Genomic DNA, 21,865 nt, shown 5'->3' with positions numbered 1-21,865 from the left:
CCATGTTCACTTTAAAAACAATATTTCTTTGCTAAATAACGGGAATGTTAAACAAATTAAAGACTTTTATTCATTCTTGTCTTTATCAATTTTACCAAACATTGTATAAAACTATGCGTTAAATAGAAAAGTCATCAAAAGACCTTAAAATCATTGGTGAGACGTATATTTTCCGTTATAATTTGGCGTTTTAAAATTTTTAAGCCCCCGTGTGCTGTGGTGAATCATTTTTAGATGAATTTACACAGTTACGCATTAGCCAATACAGAATCTATGGAGTGACTTGGTTGTGAGTACTCGTTTTATGACATCAGCTGAAATTCGTGAAGCATTTTTGCGTTACTTTGAATCGCAAGGGCATACACGTGTCGCGTCGAGTTCACTAGTACCCGCCAACGACCCGACCTTATTATTTACAAACGCAGGGATGAACCAGTTTAAAGACTGCTTCCTTGGTTTGGAAAAACGTGACTATGTTCGCGCAACATCTTCACAAAAATGTGTACGTGCAGGCGGTAAACACAACGACTTAGATAACGTTGGTTATACAGCACGTCACCATACTTTCTTTGAAATGTTAGGTAACTTCTCGTTTGGCGATTACTTCAAACGTGATGCAATTACTTTCGCTTGGGATTTCCTTACAGGCGACAACTGGTTAGCACTTCCTAAAGACAAACTTTATGTCACTGTTTATCACACAGATGACGAAGCTTTTGATATTTGGAATAAAGAAGTTGGTTTAGATGCAAGCCGTATTATCCGTATTGGCGATAATAAAGGCGAAAAATACGCATCAGATAACTTCTGGGCAATGGGCGACACTGGTCCTTGCGGTCCTTGTTCTGAAATCTTCTTTGACCATGGCGACCACATTTGGGGCGGTCTACCAGGCTCTCCTGAAGAAGATGGCGACCGTTTCATTGAGATTTGGAACAACGTATTCATGCAGTTCAACCGTACTGCTGATGGCGTGTTACACCCTCTTCCTGCCCCATCTGTAGATACAGGTATGGGCTTAGAACGTATTTCTGCGGTTTTACAACACGTAAATTCAAACTACGAAATTGATCTATTCCAAAACTTATTAAAATCTGCTGCTGAAATTATTGGTTTAGATACCTCTGCAATTGAAGCTGAAGCTGCTGCAAACAACAAACCTGTTGAATATCCAGCATCTTTAAAAGTGGTTGCAGATCATGCACGTTCATGCTGCTTCCTTATTGCAGATGGCGTAAACCCTTCAAATGAAGGTCGTGGTTATGTACTGCGTCGTATTATTCGTCGTGCAGTTCGTCACGGTAACAAATTGGGTGCAACAGGTTCATTCTTCCACAAAATGCTTCAACCATTAATTGATGTAATGGGTGCAGCATATCCTGAACTTGAAGCTCAAAAAACACGTATTGAAGCGCAACTCCTTAAAGAAGAAGAGCAATTCGCAAAAACTTTAGAGCAAGGTTTGAAATTGCTTGAAGGTGAACTTGCGAACCTTAAAGGTTCTGTTATTCCAGGTGAAACAGTATTTAAACTATACGATACTTACGGTTTCCCAACAGACTTAACTGCCGACATCGCACGTGAACGTGATTTAACCATTGACGAAGCTGGTTTTGAAGTTGAAATGGCTGCACAACGCCAACGTGCACGTGATGCCGGTAAATTTGCTATCGACTACAACTCAATTGTAAATGTAGATGGCGAAACTCAATTTGATGGCTACGATGCAACTCAAGGTCAAGGTCAAATTGTTGCAATCTATAAAGATGGCGAGCAAGTTGATGAAGTAAATGAAGGCGACGAAGCCCTCATCGTATTGAACCAAACACCTTTCTACGCAGAAAGCGGTGGTCAAATTGGTGATACAGGTATCTTCAAAAATGAAACAGGCATTTTTGAAGTTCAAGACACGAAAAAATCTGGTGGTGCATTTGTACACCAAGGTATCGTGACGATGGGTAACTTAAAAGCGACTCAATTAGTTGAAGCAATTGTTAAAGCAGATTTACGTGATGCAACTGCACGCAACCACTCTGCAACGCATTTATTACATGCTGCCCTTCGTCAAGTATTGGGTACGCATGTCCAACAAAAAGGTTCATTGGTTGCATCTGATATTTTACGTTTCGATTTTGCAAACGATCAACCTGTAAGCTTTGAACAACTTCAAGAAATTGAACGTATTGTTAACCGCGAAGTGATTGCAAATACCGCTGTTTCAACTGAACTTTTAGATATCGAATCTGCGAAATCTAAAGGTGCGATGATGTTGTTCGGTGAAAAATACGGTGAAGAAGTTCGCGTACTTTCTATGGGTTCTATCAGCGATGATAAAAACTTCTCGATTGAACTTTGTGGTGGTATTCACGTAAAACGTACAGGTGATATTGGTTTATTCAAAATTACCTCTGAAGGCGGTGTTGCTGCTGGTGTACGTCGTATTGAAGCAGTTACAGGCACTAAAGCAATTGAAGTAGCTCAAAAAGCAGATCGCGACATTCATGCAATTAACGATTTACTTAAAGCGCAAAAAGATCAAACTTTAGAAAAAGTTGAAAACCTTGCGTCTACAGCATCTAGCTTGCAAAAACAAATCGAACAATTGAATCAAAAGCTTGCAAACTTCCAAGCATCTGAACTTTTAAGCCAAGTTCAAACAATTGCTGGTCGTTCAACATTAATCACTACCGTTCAAAATACAGATGCGAAATCACTTCGCAATTTACATGACGGTGTGAAATCTAAATTAGACAATGCAGTCATCGTACTTGCAGCTGTAGATGGCGATAAAGTAAGCCTTATTGCATCTGTAACGAAGGAATTTACTGCGTCTATTAAAGCGGGTGACATCATCAAACACTTAGGTCAAGAACTAGGTGGTAAAGGTGGTGGTAAACCTGACTTGGCACAAGGTGGCGCGCCACTTAACGAGAAGTTAGAACCTGTTATGGCAAGCTTAGTTGCTTGGCTTGAAGCAAAATAACTTCACCTTTTGTGTAACTGACCCTGATAGGTAAATCAGGGTCATGGCTTTTATGGAACAACTATGGCACTAATCGTTCAAAAATATGGCGGTACCTCAATGGGTACTCCCGAGCGCATTTTAAATGTTGCTCGTCGTGTGAAGCGCTGGCACGATCATGGTCACAAGGTAGTGGTTGTGGTATCAGCAATGAGTGGCGAAACCAATCGTCTACTTGCTTTAGCGAAAGCCATAACCGAAACCCCCGACCCACGTGAATTAGACCAAATGGTGTCTACAGGTGAACAGGTAACGATTTCCATGTTAGCGATGGCACTTAATACCATTGGTGTTAAAGCAACATCGCTTACTGGTCGCCAAGTCGGTATTCAAACAGACAGCGCTTTTACAAAAGCACGTATTGAATCCATTGATACAGATGTCATGACAAGCTACTTAGATGCGGGTCAAGTCATTGTAGTTGCAGGCTTCCAAGGTTTCGATGCAAATGGCAACACGACAACTTTAGGTCGTGGTGGTTCGGATACTTCAGGTGTCGCACTTGCTGCCGCACTTAAAGCAGACGAATGCCAAATTTACACAGATGTTGATGGTGTTTATACCACCGACCCACGTGTAGCACCAAAAGCTAAAAAAATTGATCGTATCTCTTTTGAAGAAATGCTTGAAATGGCATCTCTTGGCTCTAAAGTTCTTCAAATTCGCTCGGTAGAATTTGCAGGCAAATACCAAGTGCCTTTACGCGTATTATCTAGTTTTGATAATGACAATGATGGCGCATTCGACGAAGACTTCAAACAAAATGTCGGAACACTAATCACTACTGAAGCGGAAGACAACATGGAACAACCAATTATCTCAGGTATCGCGTTTAACCGTGACGAAGCAAAATTAACGATTCTTGGTGTACCAGACGAACCTGGTATTGCTGCGAATATTTTGTGCCCAATTGGCGATGCTAATATTGAAATCGACATGATCATACAGAATGTTGAAGAAGATGGCACAACTGATTTCACGTTTACCGTAAACCGTGGTGAGTTAAACAAAGCGAAAGCAATTCTTGAAGCAACAGCACAAGAAATTGGCGCTCGTGAAGTTGCAACACGTTCAGATATCGTAAAAGTATCTATCGTTGGTGTTGGTATGCGTTCACATGCAGGTGTTGCAAGCAAAATGTTTACTGCACTAGCAAAAGAAGGTATTAATATTCTGATGATATCGACTTCTGAAATAAAGATTTCAGTCATCATTGATGAAAAATACTTAGAACTTGCTGTTCGTGCACTTCATACAGCTTTCGATTTAGATCGTGAGAGCGGTGAATCAAGCGTTCGCGCTTAAACATAATAGTATTTAACACTACTATGTAACATTTTATATATAAAACCAACAGAGCCTCTAGTATTTATATTCGTGGCTCTGTTATATTCAATTATAGCTTTATAAAAAATTTAAGCAGTTTTGTATCAGACACCATGTTTGCGACAGGATTTCTGTTAAAATTTAATCGTTTTAGGGTTGTGTAATTTCCTATTTTAAATATTTGCACGTTTAGCACATTGCAAGGAGATAAACATGCTGATTCTTACCCGACGTGTCGGTGAAACATTAATGATTGGGGATCAAGTCAGTGTTACTGTTCTTGGTGTTAAGGGCAATCAAGTCCGTATCGGTGTAAATGCTCCCAAAGAAGTATCGGTTCATCGTGAAGAAATTTATCAACGCATTCAACATGAACGCGCTATGCATGAACATCTTCAACATATCGACCAAGATTATCAACCTTCTGTAGAAGATGATAATATCCAACAAAATGATTTTAATCGTTAAGATAATTTTATTTTGTGAGTATAAAGCGGCTATATTGCCGCTTTAAATTTGCCTAAAATTTACAGAACTATCTATTTTCCATTGCTTCCAATACTTTACGCACTGGTCCAAAGCTTCTACGGTGTTCATCAATCACACCATGTTCAGCAATTGCTTCAAAGTGTGCTTTGGTCGGATAACCTTTATGTTTAGCAAAACCAAATTGCGGATATTTTTTATCTAACTCAACCATATCATGATCGCGTGTGACTTTTGCTAAAATACTTGCAGCAGAAATTTCAGCATGAATTGCATCTCCACCAACCACAGCTTCACAACTCATCTGTAAACCTTTCGGTTCTTTATTGCCATCGACCAATACATGATCTGGTTGAATTTGCAGTTTTTCAATAGCACGACGCATTGCCAATAATGATGCTTGTAAGATATTCAATTCATCAATTTCTTGCGCACTCGATTCTGCAATTGCCCATGCTAAAGCTTTTTCTTTAATTTCAATAAATAGTTTTTCACGTTTTTTTTCCGTGAGTTTTTTTGAGTCGTTTAACCCTTCAATTGGATTATTAGGATCTAGAATAACAGCCGCCGCGACCACTGAACCAACCAATGGTCCACGCCCCGCTTCATCTGTTCCTGCAATTTTACGCATAATTTATAACCTTAAAAAAATAGGCTGAACATGTCAGCCTATCTTATAACAATAATAAAATTTTAATTATTTTACAGATTCAGCAACACATGCATTTATTGTTTTAGTTACTGCATTTGAAACAATTGTAGTACGTGCAGCAGGATCTAATGCAGCTGTTGCTAAATCCACAGCAGTTACACTTTGTGGTGCTTTTTCACTAACACAACCACAAATTTCAGATTCAATGCTTTCCTTTTTCTCAGCAGTCATTAAAACAGTCGCTGCTTTCCATGCTTGGATATTATTAAGTTCAGTTGTACATTTTGCATTTACTGCAATTTTAAGTGCAGCTGTACCCAATTGTTGAGTTGCTGATGTAGTGCCCGTTGTATCCGTTGTCGCACATGCAGATAAAATAAGTGCCATTGGAGCAAGTACAGCAATTAACTTTTTCACAGAATTATCCTTTTTATACAAAATAAATGTAATGCCATTTTGCCCAAATTATACCAATTAAGGAATAAGTAAATTCAGCTTTTGAATCGTCTGAATAATTTCCCAACAAGTTTAATCGTTTCAGAATATTAACGATGCGTTGCATAAATACTATTTTTAAGACAATCTAAATTCATTAGCATACAGAATGCGCATCAAACAACTTAATATTATGAAAAACAATTCTGAATACTACACTCGAACAGCCCAAATTTTGCATTGGTTAATGGCCATTATTTTTATTGTTGCATGGATTATTGGCTTTTACAGTGGTAATTTTTTAAGCTATGACGTAGATGGCAGCTTTAAAGGCAGTGTGATTACACTGCATAAAAACATTGCAACCACGATTATCTTTTTAGTCATGATTCGTATTTTTTGGCGATATACACACCCAGCACCCGAACTACCCAATACAATGTCACCAATAATGAAACGTTTTGCTCATTTAGGGCATTTAGCACTGTATTTCATGCTTTTAGCATTGCCTATTACAGGTTGTTTATTTAGCTGGAGCGCAGGACATCCTGCACCTGTTTTGTATTTATTTAACCTACCAACACTCGTTGCAGAAAACCCAGCAATTACCGCTATTGTTAAGCCTTTACATGTTTATATTTCATGGGCAGCAGGCTTATTACTTGCAGGTCACATTCTTGCAGCCTTAAAACATCACTTTGTAGATAAAGACAATGTTTTAAATAGCATGGCCAAACAACCCAAATAAATGTTTACTCACGTAATTTAGAACAATAAAAAAGCCACATTCAATGTGGCTTTTTTTGATTTAATTTTTATCTAATGCTTGTACAACACATCCACGAATACTATTCACAATGGCTTTAGATACAAGTTGATCTTTGGCTTTTTCATCAATTAATGCATTGAATAATTCTTTAATCGACACATCATCGGACGCGTGTTCCGACACACACCCACATACCTGAGATAATGTTTGATTACGATCATCTTCAGTCATAAAGATTGAGGCAGTTTTCCAAATTTTGGTTGTCTGTAATTCCGCCTTACATTGATATTCAACCACGGGCTTAAGTGCTGTTTTGGTCATAACTGTAGGATGAGCTATTGCCAAATATGCAATTACAGCGACAATTAAAAATATTATCATCAATAAAAATTTAAGAATTTTTTTCATATCTATTTATACAACCAAAAAAGGCAGCAAGAAAACCGACTGCCTGAAATACCAAATAATTAAACCACTAAGTTTTGGATTTTACTTATCCACTTTTCTTTATCTTCACGTGAAATAAAAGATGCTTCAAAAGAATTAATTGCGAGTTGCTTTAATTCATCTGTAGTTAAATCTAATGCTTCTGTAATCGCAATAAAGTTATCATTCATGTAGCCACCAAAGTACGATGGATCATCTGAATTTACTGTTACATGCACACCTTGCTGTAATAAACGACGAATATTGTGTTTCGCCATATCATCTACAACACAAAGCTTCAAATTACTTAATGGACAAACAGTTAGAGGCATTTTCTCTGCAACCAAACGCGCCATTAATTTTGGATCTTCCTCAGAGCGAACACCATGATCAATGCGATTTACTTTAAGTAAATCTAAGGCTTCCCAAACATATTCGGCAGGACCTTCTTCACCAGCATGAGCAACAATCAAGAATCCTTCTTCACGTGCTTGAGCAAAAACACGCTCAAACTTAGATGGCGGATACCCTAATTCACTTGAATCTAATCCGACACCAATAATTTGCTCTTTATATGGTAGTGCTTGTTCAAGTGTTTTAAATGCAGCCTCTTCACTTAAATGACGCAAGAAACACATAATCAAATGCGATGTAATCCCTAGTTTTACTTTCGCTACATCACAAGCACGTTGCAAACCATTGATGACTGTTGCAAATTCAATCCCACGATCTGTATGTGTTTGGGGATCGAAAAACATTTCTGTATGCACCACTTTATCTTGTGCACATTTTTCAAAATATGCCCAAGCAAGATCATAAAAATCTTGCTCATGAATAAGTACATTTGCACCCGCATAATAAATGTCTAAAAAAGACTGTAAATTATGAAAATTATAAGCTTGTTTTACTTCTTCTACAGATTTATACGGGATTTCAATTTGATTACGTTGCGCAATTGCAAACATAAGTTCTGGTTCAAATGTCCCTTCTATATGCACGTGCAACTCAGCTTTTGGCAATGCACGGATAAAATCTAATTGACTCATTTATATCCCTCAAAAATAAAAAAGGGTGCAAACAAAGTTTACACCCTTTGCATTCATTGGTGTATTTAGCCACCAAATAATGCGAACTTCAATGTCCAAAGTAGCGCAACAATCCAAACCATATATGGAACAGATTTCGCTTTACCTGTGAACAATTTAATTAATGCATAGCTAATAAAGCCCATCGCAATACCATCTGCAATTGAATATGCAAAAGGCATGAAAATGATGGTTAAGAATGCTGGAACAGCTTCTGTAACATCATCCCAATCGATGTTGGTAATGCCTTGAATCATCAAAACACCAACAAATAATAATGCTGGTGCAGTTGCAAAACCAGGAACAGATTGAGCCAATGGTGCCAAGAATAAGCATAAAACAAATAGAACACCAACAACAACCGCAGTTAAGCCTGTACGACCACCTGCCGCAACACCCGCTGAAGATTCAATATATGGTGTTGTTGAAGAAGTACCTAAAGCAGCACCCGCAACAATAGCTGTCGAATCGGCAAATAATGCTTTTTTCAAACGTGGTAATTTACCATCTTTAAGTAAGCCTGCACGATGAGAAACCCCAACTAAAGTACCCGTTGAATCGAATAAGTCGACCAAGAAGAATACGAAAATCACCCCCACCAAACTTGCTGTAAAGAGTCCTTCAAAGTTCATTTGCATAAATGTCGGCATAATCGATGGAATTTCACCAACCACGCCTTGGAACTCGTTATAACCCATGATTGTTGAAATGGCTGTAATTGCAAGGATACTAATTACTATTGCCCCACGCACTTTAAAATTATGCATGATTACAACAAGAAGGAATCCTAAAAGGGCAAGTAAAACAGAAGGTTGCTTCAAGTCACCCAAACCGACTAAAGTCGCTGGATTATCAACAATAATTCCTGCATTCTTTAGTGCAACCAATGCAAGGAATAAACCAATACCACCACCAATTGCAAGTTTCAAAGACATTGGAATCGCATTTACAATGGCTTCACGAATCTTAAACATGCTGATTGCAATAAAGACAATCCCTGACACAAAAACTGCTGCTAAAGCCGTTTGCCATGGCACTCCCATACCCAAACAGACTGAATACGTAAAATACGCATTTAAGCCCATACCTGGTGCAAGAGCGATAGGATAATTTGCAACAATACCCATAACTAAGCAGCCAATTGCAGCTGCAAGACATGTTGCTACAAAGACAGCCCCATGATCCATCCCTGTTTCGGATAAAATCATCGGATTGACAATGATAATGTAACTCATTGCTAAAAATGTCGTTACACCTGCTAGAACTTCTGTACGAAAATTTGTTTTATTCTCGCTGAGCTTAAATAAGCGCTCTAGCATACTCTCTGAAGACGGATTAGGAGTCGTCATGACCTAGCCCCTGTTTAATGAATAAACTTAATGCCAAGAATTTAGGCAAATATGCATCTAAATGAATATTGCGTGAAATACTTATCTGCAATGGTTATGCCAAATATTTAAAAAATGAAGTATCGATTAACTTAGGAACAAGTTTTTATCAATAAAACCAAAAACTATTGATTTACCAACAAGGTTTCACTTAAAAAAGCGAACAAAAAAGCTGCATATAAATTATGCAGCTTCACCTACCTTCATGAAATCAAATACTTAATTTTTGAAATATTTTGATTGAACCATCCTATATATAAATTATATCACATTGATTTTTTAAAGTTTCTAAAATTTTAAAATTCATGTTTTTGATATTTTCACTCAACAAATATTCCACTCTTATCAATAAGGTTCAACAACTCTATCCCTTTGCTTATTTGGAATATAATAATGCTTATTTTTTTCAATGTTATTAATTGAATACTTAGCACTGTCAATAAGTTGCTTTATCTCTTGATGACGTTTTTCTTCAATGTCTCGATAGACCAAAAAACCCAAGACAAAAACAATAGAAAGAATGCCTATTATATAATATTTCAACGCAACCCCCTAGATAGTGATGTGGATCTATGATTTTAGACCACGTCTATAAGTGATAATCTACTCCCCAATAAGCATGGGAAATGCTTGTTTCTGGAGTCAACCATGACACGAAGAAAACGTCGTAATCACTCAGCAGATTTCAAAGCTAAAGTTGCTCTCGCAGCAATTAAAGGCGACCACACACTCGCTGAGCTTTCTACTCAATTCGATTTACATCAAAATCAAATCATTGATTGGAAAAATCAACTGCTTGAGCAATCGATCAATATTTTTTCACGACCAACAGCACAACAAGAACCAGAGATTGATCTTAAAGCTTTACATGCCAAGATAGGACATCAGGCATTGCAAATTGATTTTTTAGAAGGTGCACTCAGAAAAACAGGGCAACTGAGCGGCAAAAAATGATCGATAAGACCCATCAACTTTCGGTACGACAACAATCGCAATTGATTCAAATCAATCGCAGCACGTTGTATTACAAGCCCAAAGAGATTTCATCAACTGATTTGAGTTTAATGCGTCTGATTGATGAAATTCACATCGACTACCCATTTATGGGCAGTCGAATGATACGAGACATGCTACAGCGTCAAGGACATCAAATAGGTCGGCGTAAAGTCCGACGTTTAATGCGCTTGATGAGAATACATGCCTTGTATCCAAAGCCCAATACCAGTAAGCCTAATCTTGCACACCGTATTTTTCCATATCTTTTGAAAAACATGGTTATAGATCACTCTAATCAAGTCTGGTGTACAGATATCACGTACATTCCTATGGCTAAAGGCTTTGTCTATCTGTGTGCAATTATAGATTGGCATAGTCGTAAAGTACTGGCTCATCGAGTATCGATAAGTATGGAAACAGACTTTTGCATAGATGCGTTGCAAGAAGCAATTGTGAAATATGGTTGTCCAGAGGTGTTTAATACAGACCAAGGCAGTCAATTCACAAGCGAGGCATTTTTGAATGAGTTAAAATTGCGAAATATCCGTATCAGTATGGATGGGGATAATGTAATGATTGAGCGTTTATGGCGCAGCGTGAAGCATGAGGAAGTCTATTTGAAGGCTTACGATACGGTTAAACAAGCGAAACAATCAATTGCTGAATATTTGGATTTTTATAACATGATACGTCCTCATTCAAGTTTGAATAAGGCAACACCGGATGAATTTTATGATCAACATTTACTAAAAGTAATGGCAGCATAATTTAAATATTTAGAGCGGATTTATCACTTATAAAACTGAATTGAGTGGTCTAATTAACGGAACCACATTAATAGCACCAATTATTACTATCCTTAATTACATAACTATTCTTTTAATTAAGTTTAAATTTATAGTTTTCAAAAAATTAATTTATTGTGTTTTATATCACAAATATAAAGTATTTCAAAACCCATTCATCTTAATAATTATTTTATCTCAATATAAATAGGATTCGTTTTCACATAAAAAAGCCGATGCGAATGCACCGGCTTTTCAACATCATCAACTTAAGCGTTAATAATGAATATATGCTTACTTAAACTGCAGCAAGAATCGCGTTAAGTGTAGCACTTGGACGCATTACAGCATCTACTTTCACTTGATCTACAGCGTAATAACCACCAATATCTGCAGCTTTACCTTGAACAGCAGCAAGCTCAGCAACGATTTTGTCTTCATTTTCAGCAAGTGCTTTTGCAAGTGGAGCAAATTTTGCTTTCAATTCAGCATTTTCGTCTTGAGCAGCAAGTTCTTCAGCCCAGAATTTTGCTAGGTAGAAATGACTGCCACGGTTATCAAGCTCACCTGTACGACGTGATGGAGACTTATCGTTATCAAGAAGTTTGCCTGTTGCTTGGTCTAAAGTTTTAGCCAATAACTTCGTAGCAGCATTGTCTTCTTTAATACCCATTTCTTCTAAAGAAACAGCCAAAGCCATGAACTCACCTAAAGAATCCCAACGTAAGTGGTTTTCTTCAACAAGCTGTTGTACGTGTTTAGGAGCTGAACCACCAGCACCAGTTTCGTACATGCCGCCGCCTGCCATTAATGGCACGATAGACAACATTTTCGCAGATGTACCCAATTCCATGATTGGGAACAAGTCTGTTAGGTAGTCACGTAGGATGTTACCTGTTACAGAAATGGTGTCTAGACCACGCGCAACACGTTCAAGCGTATAACGCATTGCACGTACTTGTGACATGATTTGAATATCTAAACCATCAGTGTCGTGATCTTTCAAGTATTCTTCAACTTTCTTGATCAATTCATTTTCGTGTGGACGGTACGGGTCAAGCCAGAAGATTGCAGGCATGCCTGAGTTACGCGCGCGAGTTACCGCAAGTTTTACCCAGTCACGAATCGGAGCATCTTTAACCTGACACATACGCCAGATATCGCCTTCCTCAACGTTTTGCGACATCAATACTTCACCTGTTTCTAAGTCAACGATGTTTGCAACACCATCTTCAGAAATTTCGAAAGTTTTGTCATGAGAACCGTATTCTTCAGCTTTTTGCGCCATCAAACCAACGTTAGGTACAGTACCCATAGTACGTGGATCGAAGTTGCCATTCCATTTACAGAAATTGATCATTTCTTGGTAAATACGTGCGAAAGTTGATTCTGGCATTACTGCTTTACAATCGTAAGGTTTGCCGTCAGCACCCCACATTTTACCGCCACCGCGGATCATTGCAGGCATTGAAGCATCTACAATCACGTCGTTTGGTGAGTGGAAGTTTGTGATGCCTTTTGCTGAGTCAACCATCGCTAAAGCAGGACGGTGTTCTTGGCAAGCGTGTAAATCTGCAATGATTTCTTCACGTACAGATGTTGGTAAAGTTGCGATTTTCTCGTAAAGACCAGCCATACCGTTATTTACGTTAACGCCTAGCTCATCAAACAATTTACCGTGTTTTTCGAACGCTTCTTTGTAGTAAATTTTCACACAGTGACCGAATACGATCGGGTGTGAAACTTTCATCATGGTTGCTTTAACGTGTAAAGAGAACAAAATGCCCGCTTCACGACAATCTTCAAGTTCTTTCTCGTAGAAATCGCAAAGTGCTTTTTTGCTCATGAACATTGAATCGATGATTTCGCCATCTTTCAATGCAACTTTTTGTTTAAGAACGATTGTTTCACCATTCTTAGTAACAAGTTCCATCTTCACATCACGTGCGCGATCAAGTGTCATAGACTTCTCACCATGGTAGAAGTCACCTTCATCCATATGTGAAACGTGAGTCTGTGACCATTGCTTCCACTCGCTCATAGAATGCGGGTGTTTTTTCACGTAGTTTTTAACTGCAGCAGGTGCACGACGGTCTGAGTTACCTTCACGTAAAACAGGGTTTACAGCAGAACCTAAACATTTGCTGTAACGCACTTTAATTGCTTTTTCTTCTTCAGTTGTTGGATTTTCTGGATAGTCAGGAATCGCAAAACCTTTAGATTGAAGTTCTTTAATACATGCCGTTAATTGGCCAACAGAAGCACTAATATTAGGAAGTTTGATAATGTTAGTATCTGGGTCTTGTGTAAGACGACCTAGCTCTGCAAGAGTATCAGGTACTTTTTGTTCGTCTGTTAAATAGTCTGCAAATTCTGCGAGTACACGTACAGCTACAGAAATGTCACTTTTGACAATCTCTACGCCAGCTGGCTTAGTAAAGGTCTCAATGATCGGCAGTAGTGAGTAAGTTGCCAATAATGGCGCCTCGTCGGTCAGTGTATAAATGATTTTTGACTTTCCACCAGCCATATATAGCCCCTTGAGATAGATTAAGTTTTTTAGAAGCGAGCTTTTGACTCAGCTTCCGTGAACCGGTTTGCTTGAATAAAACATAAAGAGTATCGATGCTCAAAGCATATCAGTCAACGAAATATCATTTCATATTGTGATGTAACTTGTTGTTTATTTGCATCTGTACCACTTTCTTGTACCCATATTCTACTCGATTCCTTACCCTTTTCGAAGTGCAAAATGTTAGGTATTCTCAAATGTGATAGCACTAAAAATTTAAATACTTATAAAGCAAGTTGTTAATTAATATAATAATATAATTAAAACTTTTATTCAGCGCATAACATACACTGTACATAAAATGAACAATCTAAAAGCTTGTTTTTATCACACTAAAGTCTATATAGACTAAAGTTCTTCAATTTTTTAACAAAAACTAGCATTCACCAAATAAATGTTTGCACAGATTTAAAACATATTTTTTAAATTAATAGAAAAAGTGTCTTATAAATAGATGTTTATTCTTCATTTTTTCTTGCATCTGACAAAGCGTCAGAAATTGGATATTCATTAATCATTACTTAATTTAAAAATTAAAGACTTTTTATGACCTTTAACTGAAGAATAGATTCAGCAAAAGAATGAGGCATTTTTTAGATACCCTCTTCCGATTCTTGCAGGTAAAATACCCGCCGTCTTTGTCAATTTATTCATGCTCAAAAAAATAAAAATAATTACGGGTTCATAAAATATATTTAAACCAACTTATTTACTATAGTATTAGCAATAATTATAACAACAAATAAAATATTTTTTTTAAAAGATATAAATACATATATTTAAAAAACAAATAATATTAACAATGTATTATTTAAGTGTAAATAATAAAATTTATATTAATATTGAGTCACAAACAATCAAGAGGGTTTTAAAATGAAAAAATTATTATTTTTATCGATAATTATGAGCTTTAGTTGTGTTACTTTTGCTGGGCAAAGTAAACAGAATAATTGTGTAGCAACAGGCGTACCAAGTAAAGGGTGTATCTGTTGGCCAGATGGCGTATGCGTTGATGTTGGTGATATTGGCACGCATCCTTAATATATTAAACATATAAAATTTAAATGATATGTGAGTAAAAGAAATTTATATGCTTTTACTCACAACCATTATTTACTCAATTAAAATTTCTATTTAAAATATTCCTACAAAATAAAAATAATCAAAATTATTTTAAATATTAAGTAAAATATAAAACTAACAATATTATTAAAAATACAAATCAACATTAAATTTTAAAATAATATTATTAAATTTATTTATCAACCAAAAACACTTTGAAAAATGATATTTGTTATCACATTCCTATTTATATTGATATTTTAATTGGTCATTCTCAACGTAAATTGATACTACATTAATTTTAACATCACAAGCCATATTAGATAATAATGTCAAACTTATTTCAGGAAGAATACTATTGGTTAATAATGAATCGATCATACGCCCACCAGACTCCAACTCTGTACAACGCGCGACTATATAACTCAACACATCCAAACTATATTCCAGTTTAATTTCATGGTTGTTTTTAATGCGTTTGACAACTCTATTTAGCTGTATATCAACTATTTTTTCTAACATTTCAGTTGAAAGTGGATAGTACGGAATTGTTTGAATACGTCCCAATAAGGCTGCTGGGAAAACTTCAAGCAAAGGCTCTCTTAATGATTTTTGTAAGCCTTCAACTGTTGGTTTTAACTCATCATCTTGACATAAATCCATGATCAATTCTGAACCAACATTCGTAGTCAGAATAATCACCGTATTTTTAAAATCGATATAACGCCCTTCTCCATCTTCCATCCAACCTTTATCAAACACCTGAAAAAAGATTTCATGTACATCAGGATGTGCTTTTTCAATTTCATCTAGTAATACAACGCTGTATGGTTTACGTCTCACAGCCTCAGTTAAAACACCACCTTCACCATAACCAACATAACCAGGAGGAGCACCTTTTAATGTAGAAACTGTATGTGCTTCTTGGTATTCACTCATATTAATAGTAATTAAATTATGCTCACCACCATAAATGGTATCTGCCAATGCTAATGCTGTTTCTGTTTTACCAACACCAGATGGCCCTGCAAGCATAAACACACCAATCGGCTTGTTTGGATCATCAAGCATGGCACGTGATGTCTGAATACGCTTAGAAATCGCATCTAAACCATGTGCTTGCCCTATCACTCTCTGATTCAATACAGAAGACAGTTCGAGTACACGTTGTACTTCATCTCCAATCATTTTGCCCACGGGAATTCCTGTCCAGTCTGCAACAACTTGTGCAATGAGTTCACGATCAACTACTGAAAACACCAATGCACTAGAGTTTTGTACTTCACGTAATTCCGCTAATAATCGAGTTTGCTCATCTTTTAATGCCTGTGTTTCATCTTCTGAACGTATTTCTGATAAATCAGAAGGAACATGTAGTTTTTCTCGAACTTGAATTAATTGATCAACAAATTGTTTTTCTTTTTCATACTGCTGAGTCAAGACATCACGTTCTTTATTGTACTGCTCAATTCTATAATTAATATCATCTAAAGCATGTTCTTTAATACCATGCCCGAAATCTTGCTGTTTAAGTAAATCTTGCCTTTCTATTTTTAAACTCAGTTGCTTTTGTTCAATTTCATTTAGCAATTGTGGTGTAGCCGTTAAACTCACCGAGACTCTTGCACAAGCAGTATCTAATAATCCAATAGCTTTATCTGGCAACTGTCGCGCAGGTATATAACGTTTTGATAATTTAACCGCTTCTACAATTGCTTCATCTAAAATTTTGACTTGATGATGTTCTTCTAAATGAGGAACTAAGGCTCTTAACATCGAAGCTGCAATTTTTTCTGATGGCTCTGCAACCTGAACAGTTTGAAAACGACGAGTTAAAGCAGCATCTTTTTCAAAATACTTTTTATATTCTGCCCAAGTTGTTGCACCAATGGTCCTTAACTCACCACGTGCTAAAGCTGGTTTTAGTAAATTTGCTGCATCACCTGTTCCAGCAGCCCCACCAGCTCCTATCAACGTATGAATTTCATCAATAAATAAAATAATGGGTTGAGGACTATTTTTTACTTCTTGCATAATCGCTTTTAAACGATTTTCAAATTCACCCGAAACACTCGCACCCGCTTTCAATACTCCAATATCCAGTAAGTAAATTTCCACATGTGCTAATGCTGGAGGAACTTGTTGCTCTGCAATTTTTAATGCAAGACCTTCAACAACTGCTGTTTTTCCAACACCTGCTTCACCTGTAAGTAAGGGGTTGTTCTGTCGCTTACGCAATAGAATATTGATCATCTGTAAAATTTCACCATCACGAGCAGTTACAGGGTCTAATAAACCATCTCGGGCTTGTTGAGTTAAATTTGTGCCATATTTTTCCAGTGCTGAAGCTGTAGATGACATCCCCTGAACACTATGATCAACTGAATTTGAAACTAGGTTTTCTGCTGAGTCTTTACAAATATTTAAGAATTCTTCTGCAAGTTGATCTGCATGAATTTTTCTAAATTCTTGTGAAATATTAAAAAGTGTATTTTTAAATTGTGTTGAAACCAACAACGTATAAATTAAGTGTCCACTTCTAATATAATGCTGATTAAATTTGAGTGAAGTATAAAGCCATGATTCTTCAATTAGTGTAACAACGTCATCTGAAAAATCATTAATTTCGTATCCTGCTTTTAAATTATCGAGGTACGAAGAAAAATCATTCATTAAAACATCGTAATTTATACTGAAATACTTCTGTATAAAAAACAGATCACCATCATTTTGTTGTTCTAATTGATAAAGCCAATGCACAATATCAACAAATTTATTTTCACGTATTTTTGCAAAAAAATATGCATTTTCAATACTTTTATAAAGTGTTTTATTTAACTTTGTAAATAATGCTGATCTACTCACTGAAGACATCTTTTTAAGCCTCTTATATTAATATTTAATTCTTACCACTGGATTTTTATTATTTTGACCAAGCCAGGAAGTTAAACCTAATGAAACTCCGCCAGATAAACTACTTACAGGTATTGTTTTATAATCAACAATAAAATCTACGTCCCAATCAAGTTGATGACGTGTATATTGCCCGACCCATTCAATGAGTTGATTCGCAAATTTCTGACCGCGTATAAACTTTAAATATTTCTGTAAATCTATAGGTCCAATAACTAATCTTATTTTCTGAGTGATATCAAAAATTTTATCGCCAACCAAAAAACCTTGCCCTAAAGTGACCTGATTTTTATTTTCTAATGTAATACTAAATGCAGATGCATCTATCCACTGACCGATATACTCTTCAATTTCGACGTCTGTTTCAAAAAAATTCGTTAAAATTGCCTTGAAGTTTTCTAAAGGCATGTTTTTATTCAATAACAAACTTGAATTATAAAATTGGTCATAATGATGTAATGAACGTTTCGATTCTTTTTGATTTTCAATACCTAAAATACTGGCAATATATTTACTAAACTTCCAAGCATCTTTATTTTCTAAAGATGTAATATCTTGAGCATCACGCCAAGCCTTATAAAATAAGGAAATTAATCTATTGTGGAAAATATCTACAAAATCATTAAATAATGTGTCTTTTTGATGAATTTTTCGTTCATAAATCATCTCTGTAATATGTATCGGTAAAGAACCATTTGGACCAAATAATCCAAATCCTTTTACATCAACATTAAGAACACCATCTTTAATATTTATTGAATTAATTTGTTTATTTGGGAAATTTAAAAATGCTGTTTGCTTAAATCTAACAGAAGTATCTGCAAAGCGGATTTCATCGCCAATACCGTATTTAAAGTCACATAAAGACTCCACACCTCGAATAAATGCAAATAAATGTATCTGAGAAACTTTTGATTCTGTATAGAAATCTGAATACTGAACGATGGGTTGTAATGGACTCATAATCTACACCTACAAAGTGGTATAAGCAGAAATTAATTCATTAGTAGAATTTTTAAGCTCCAACTCAATGAATTGATTCATTGGAGAAAAACCTTTCAGGTACTCAAGCAATACTCTTCCCCACAAATAAGGATGAACATGGCTCATCAGCATTTCATCAATCTGAATGACAAATTTCATTCCCGATACTGGAGATAAGTGATTCTTAACGCGTATGACTTTTCTAATTTTTTCCGCTTCGATACTTTGAATAGCGTTAACCTGAGATTTAAATGAAATACTGTTTGTAATTTCATAAAATAAATAAAGATTATTTTTGATTTGTTGCGTTAGTTCATCTGTATTTTCATAATTTAAGGAAATAAAATTAGAAGAAACTAAATTTAATAAACGCCATAAAGATGCATTCTCTATTGGTGCCGGAATAGGCGTTGTAAAACTTGAATGTCGCTTAATTTTTTTAATCTTTAACGAATCATCAGCCATCTTTAAGTCTTGATCAAGACTCCAACTAATTTCACTTGGCAATGCTCTATTACTACACCATGTATCTACTGAAATTTGGTTTAAATTGTTTTCGACACCATACTTAAGTTGATTCGTTAAAAGGATATAACACTCACTTCCTTTATATGAGTTTTTCTTCCCTACAGCATGAGATTGACGATATGTCTCTGAAAAAAAGCCATACGTTGCTTCGTTAAAATGATCAGTATTATTATTGAGTTTATAAATCGGTTCAAAAAGCTTAATTTGATGATTTGACTTACTATAACCTTCAACTCTTTCAACTGAGATAACCTCATAATCACGTGGCCGTAATCGATCAATAACAATATGCTGTTCATTAGATAGTTGATCAACCAATACACGTGTACTTTCAGAAAAAGCATTATTTAAAATCACAGAGTTTAAACTAAGACTTTTATCATCGAGGTATTTATTTAACAGCTCAGATGTGTCATTGAAGATAAAATTTAAATCTAATACAACTTCTTTAGATAAAATTGTACCTAATTCAGTTTTTTGAAATTCTAGAAGACCATGATCTTTCAATGAATCTATTACATCAATTAAGTTATTTATTTTGAAAAATAAATACTTATCTGGAAGAACTGCATAATCGACAATATGCTTTAAATAACTTGTACTTCGCTTGTTAAAAAAAGAAATGAATTCATTAAATCCTGACATAGTAAAATCTGGTTTTAATCTATGTTTCCAATCTACATTACCGTTTAAGTCAACTTGAATCGATTGACACTTTTCAGCAATAAAAAACAATAATTCAGAACTTACTTTTAAGTCATGTGAAGAAATAAACCATTGCAAATTGGATATTTGAAAATTTTCTACAAAAAAACCAGATGGTATTTTTAAGGAAATTTTTAAAATGGATTTATAATCTTTTCTTTTCTGTTGCAGTGAATTTAAGTCACTGATGTTATGACTATAGTTAATTTTTTGAATCTGAAATGGGAAAATCTGAGTTTTACCACACACACTAAATTGACAAGTCGCTTGACCTTGTGTTTTAGCCTTCGTAATAACCCCCGACCCTTGATCAACCACTATAGAGCTTAAATCTGAGGGACATAACTCAGCCACAGCTACACTAGGATATGGCTGAACTAAATCCGGATGAATTACTTTCAATAAATGATGTACAAATCTAGGATACTCGGCATCAATTTTTAGATTAATACGAGCAGTAAGAAAACTAACAGCTTCAATTAATCTTTCAACATATGGATCTTCAATTTCAGGTGCAGCGAGCCCAAGTCTTGGAGCTGCTTGTGGATGCTCTTCCGCAAAAGCTTTAGCTGCATCTCTAAAAAATTTTAATTCTTGATGGTATTTTTCTAAAAATATTTTATTCACTTCTAATACCCTTACTCGAGCATACTAAAATTATCATTTTCAATATCAATGTTTGCGTGAAGAACAAATCTTTCAGGTATAGGATTAGTTTGTATATAACCAGAAATTAATATTTTGACTTCATTTGAGTTCAAGTCGCTCTCTGTTTCTAAATCACATTTAACCTGTAAGCTTTCACCAAGTACTCTAGGTTCAAACAATTTGATTGCTGTTTTTATATTTCTTTCAATATATGCCCAATCCACATCTGAACTTTTCTTTCCAGAAATAGTTTCTATACCAAAATTTAAAACTGACTTTTCATATTCATAAGTTTCCTCAGCATTTGTATAGTAATAGCTCGTTGTATTTAGAAGAAATAGTAAATCTCTAATCACCATTTCTTTCATTTTTTTATTACTAATACCTTGATGAGTCGAATAGTCACCATCTTCGCTTAGACGATCAAACAACGATGGAATGTTCTTATTTGTATGATTAGTCATTATTTTTATAATCTATCTTTTTGATATCTAAAATTCCGAAATCAATTTCATCATTCAGCTCAAACGTTTTTTGTCCAATACCGCAAAATAAATTATTCTTATCGGATGTCCATTGAGTCTTCTTTGCTAAAATTAAATCGTCATCATCAACATCTAAGTTCTTTGAAAAGTATCTTACAGGAACAAAACAGGGCAATTGCTTCCCATTTTGCATCGTGATAATAGCTCTTCGCCAAATAAGGTCTACCAAAAACTGATTTTCATAAAATTCAATACTTTTAATATTATGAATTGAGATCCATGCATACTTATCATCAACAAATATTTCTAGAATATTTTTAATTCGATCATCGGTATCCCTAAGAGCTCCCTCTAAGACATCATTATTATTTAAAGTGACCCTAAACTCATGAATAACTTCATCCCAAAATTCTAATTTTTCAATTGTTCTACTCTCTTGAGAAAAAGCATACTTATGAAATATTTCATATTGATGTTTACTGTAATGATTAATATCAACATCTACAAAATAAGCATCTAATTCATTATTAAAAAATGCTTTCCTTTGTATTTCACAAATAATATTATTTCGAAATAATTTAGGCTCTAGACTAGCAGA

The 21,865-nt window shown here is 35.4% G+C and carries 17 protein-coding genes; 6 read left to right on the top strand and 11 right to left on the bottom strand.

Annotation, left to right across the window (positions count from 1 at the left end; translation table 11 throughout):
• Positions 1-289: 289 nt before the first annotated feature.
• The 3 genes from alaS (at position 290) to csrA (ending at position 4,816) form a co-directional block, all read left to right on the top strand.
• On the top strand, positions 290-2,983 hold the full coding sequence (gene alaS / locus A6M14_RS03410; RefSeq protein WP_188110846.1) for an alanine--tRNA ligase: 2,694 nt from the start codon (positions 290-292) through the stop codon (positions 2,981-2,983).
• 63 nt (positions 2,984-3,046) lie between these two features.
• Positions 3,047-4,327: an aspartate kinase gene (locus A6M14_RS03405; RefSeq protein WP_152873613.1), complete on the top strand. Its 1,281-nt coding sequence runs from the start codon at positions 3,047-3,049 to the stop codon at positions 4,325-4,327.
• A 234-nt stretch (positions 4,328-4,561) separates the two neighbouring features.
• On the top strand, positions 4,562-4,816 hold the full coding sequence (gene csrA, locus A6M14_RS03400) for a carbon storage regulator CsrA (RefSeq protein ID WP_152873612.1): 255 nt from the start codon (positions 4,562-4,564) through the stop codon (positions 4,814-4,816).
• Positions 4,817-4,883: 67 nt separating this feature from the next.
• On the opposite strand, the gene rnhB is transcribed toward csrA, so the two are convergent.
• Both rnhB and A6M14_RS03390 read right to left on the bottom strand, forming a co-directional pair.
• Entirely contained in the window at positions 4,884-5,465 is a 582-nt protein-coding gene (gene rnhB, locus A6M14_RS03395; protein ID WP_152873611.1) for a ribonuclease HII, read from the bottom strand.
• A 66-nt stretch (positions 5,466-5,531) separates the two neighbouring features.
• On the bottom strand, positions 5,532-5,903 hold the full coding sequence (locus A6M14_RS03390; protein ID WP_163123814.1) for a hypothetical protein: 372 nt from the start codon (positions 5,901-5,903) through the stop codon (positions 5,532-5,534).
• Positions 5,904-6,114: 211 nt separating this feature from the next.
• On the opposite strand from A6M14_RS03390, the gene A6M14_RS03385 reads away from it, so the two are divergent.
• Positions 6,115-6,669 carry a cytochrome b gene (locus tag A6M14_RS03385; RefSeq protein ID WP_152873664.1) on the top strand — a complete coding sequence of 185 codons (555 nt, stop codon included), beginning with the start codon at positions 6,115-6,117 and terminating at the stop codon, positions 6,667-6,669.
• 60 nt (positions 6,670-6,729) lie between these two features.
• Here the strand turns inward: A6M14_RS03385 and A6M14_RS03380 are convergent, their stop codons facing one another.
• The 3 genes from A6M14_RS03380 to A6M14_RS03370 all read right to left on the bottom strand — a co-directional run bounded on the left by A6M14_RS03380 (position 6,730) and on the right by A6M14_RS03370 (position 9,550).
• Entirely contained in the window at positions 6,730-7,098 is a 369-nt protein-coding gene (locus tag A6M14_RS03380; protein ID WP_152873610.1) for a hypothetical protein, read from the bottom strand.
• A gap of 59 nt (positions 7,099-7,157) precedes the next feature.
• Positions 7,158-8,162: an adenosine deaminase gene (locus A6M14_RS03375; protein ID WP_152873609.1), complete on the bottom strand. Its 1,005-nt coding sequence runs from the start codon at positions 8,160-8,162 to the stop codon at positions 7,158-7,160.
• A 65-nt stretch (positions 8,163-8,227) separates the two neighbouring features.
• Positions 8,228-9,550, bottom strand: a complete 1,323-nt coding sequence (locus tag A6M14_RS03370) for an NCS2 family permease (RefSeq protein ID WP_152873608.1) — start codon at positions 9,548-9,550, stop codon at positions 8,228-8,230.
• A 687-nt stretch (positions 9,551-10,237) separates the two neighbouring features.
• On the opposite strand from A6M14_RS03370, the gene A6M14_RS03365 reads away from it, so the two are divergent.
• A protein-coding gene (locus A6M14_RS03365) for an IS3 family transposase (protein ID WP_152873607.1) occupies positions 10,238-11,352 on the top strand; the annotation gives its coding sequence in 2 pieces (ribosomal slippage) (positions 10,238-10,490 and positions 10,490-11,352; 1,116 coding nt in all).
• 316 nt (positions 11,353-11,668) lie between these two features.
• Here the strand turns inward: A6M14_RS03365 and A6M14_RS03360 are convergent.
• The gene (locus A6M14_RS03360) at positions 11,669-13,900 is read right to left on the bottom strand and encodes an NADP-dependent isocitrate dehydrogenase (protein WP_152873606.1); all 2,232 of its coding nucleotides are present in this window, start codon (positions 13,898-13,900) and stop codon (positions 11,669-11,671) included.
• A gap of 945 nt (positions 13,901-14,845) precedes the next feature.
• On the opposite strand from A6M14_RS03360, the gene A6M14_RS14060 reads away from it, so the two are divergent.
• Positions 14,846-14,983 (top strand): hypothetical protein, encoded by a 138-nt coding sequence (locus tag A6M14_RS14060; protein ID WP_171500232.1) that lies wholly within the window; start codon positions 14,846-14,848, stop codon positions 14,981-14,983.
• 264 nt (positions 14,984-15,247) lie between these two features.
• Here the strand turns inward: A6M14_RS14060 and tssH are convergent, their stop codons facing one another.
• The 5 genes from tssH to A6M14_RS03335 form a co-directional block, all read right to left on the bottom strand.
• A complete protein-coding gene (gene tssH, locus A6M14_RS03355) occupies positions 15,248-17,878 on the bottom strand; it encodes a type VI secretion system ATPase TssH (protein ID WP_152873605.1) in 2,631 nt (876 codons plus the stop codon).
• A gap of 18 nt (positions 17,879-17,896) precedes the next feature.
• Entirely contained in the window at positions 17,897-18,880 is a 984-nt protein-coding gene (gene tssG, locus A6M14_RS03350) for a type VI secretion system baseplate subunit TssG (protein ID WP_152873604.1), read from the bottom strand.
• A 9-nt stretch (positions 18,881-18,889) separates the two neighbouring features.
• Complete coding sequence (gene tssF / locus A6M14_RS03345) at positions 18,890-20,761, bottom strand: type VI secretion system baseplate subunit TssF (protein ID WP_188110845.1); 1,872 nt, start codon at positions 20,759-20,761, stop codon at positions 18,890-18,892.
• An 11-nt stretch (positions 20,762-20,772) separates the two neighbouring features.
• Positions 20,773-21,246 carry a type VI secretion system baseplate subunit TssE gene (gene tssE, locus A6M14_RS03340; protein ID WP_152873603.1) on the bottom strand — a complete coding sequence of 158 codons (474 nt, stop codon included), beginning with the start codon at positions 21,244-21,246 and terminating at the stop codon, positions 20,773-20,775.
• On the bottom strand, positions 21,239-21,865 hold a 627-nt coding region (locus tag A6M14_RS03335), incomplete at its 5' end, for a type VI secretion system accessory protein TagJ (RefSeq protein WP_206669618.1). The genes tssE and A6M14_RS03335, both read right to left, overlap by 8 nt.

It is taken from the genome of Acinetobacter portensis (assembly GCF_009372215.1).
GTDB classification, from domain to species: domain Bacteria; phylum Pseudomonadota; class Gammaproteobacteria; order Pseudomonadales; family Moraxellaceae; genus Acinetobacter; species Acinetobacter portensis.
The sequence above is the reverse complement of the archived record's forward strand: the minus strand, read 5'-3'. Positions and strand labels throughout refer to the sequence as shown.

Excerpts from the sequence above, each read along its gene's own strand:
- A6M14_RS03385 (WP_152873664.1), top strand. The coding sequence starts at position 6,115 with ATGAAAAACAATTCTGAATACTACACTCGAACAGCCCAAATTTTGCAT.
- rnhB (WP_152873611.1), bottom strand. The coding sequence starts at position 5,465 with ATGCGTAAAATTGCAGGAACAGATGAAGCGGGGCGTGGACCATTGGTT.
- A6M14_RS03375 (WP_152873609.1), bottom strand. The coding sequence starts at position 8,162 with ATGAGTCAATTAGATTTTATCCGTGCATTGCCAAAAGCTGAGTTGCAC.
- A6M14_RS03405 (WP_152873613.1), top strand. The coding sequence starts at position 3,047 with ATGGCACTAATCGTTCAAAAATATGGCGGTACCTCAATGGGTACTCCC.
- tssE (WP_152873603.1), bottom strand. The coding sequence starts at position 21,246 with ATGACTAATCATACAAATAAGAACATTCCATCGTTGTTTGATCGTCTA.
- tssG (WP_152873604.1), bottom strand. The coding sequence starts at position 18,880 with ATGAGTCCATTACAACCCATCGTTCAGTATTCAGATTTCTATACAGAA.
- csrA (WP_152873612.1), top strand. The coding sequence starts at position 4,562 with ATGCTGATTCTTACCCGACGTGTCGGTGAAACATTAATGATTGGGGAT.
- A6M14_RS14060 (WP_171500232.1), top strand. The coding sequence starts at position 14,846 with ATGAGCTTTAGTTGTGTTACTTTTGCTGGGCAAAGTAAACAGAATAAT.
- tssH (WP_152873605.1), bottom strand. The coding sequence starts at position 17,878 with ATGTCTTCAGTGAGTAGATCAGCATTATTTACAAAGTTAAATAAAACA.
- A6M14_RS03380 (WP_152873610.1), bottom strand. The coding sequence starts at position 7,098 with ATGAAAAAAATTCTTAAATTTTTATTGATGATAATATTTTTAATTGTC.
- A6M14_RS03370 (WP_152873608.1), bottom strand. The coding sequence starts at position 9,550 with ATGACGACTCCTAATCCGTCTTCAGAGAGTATGCTAGAGCGCTTATTT.
- A6M14_RS03360 (WP_152873606.1), bottom strand. The coding sequence starts at position 13,900 with ATGGCTGGTGGAAAGTCAAAAATCATTTATACACTGACCGACGAGGCG.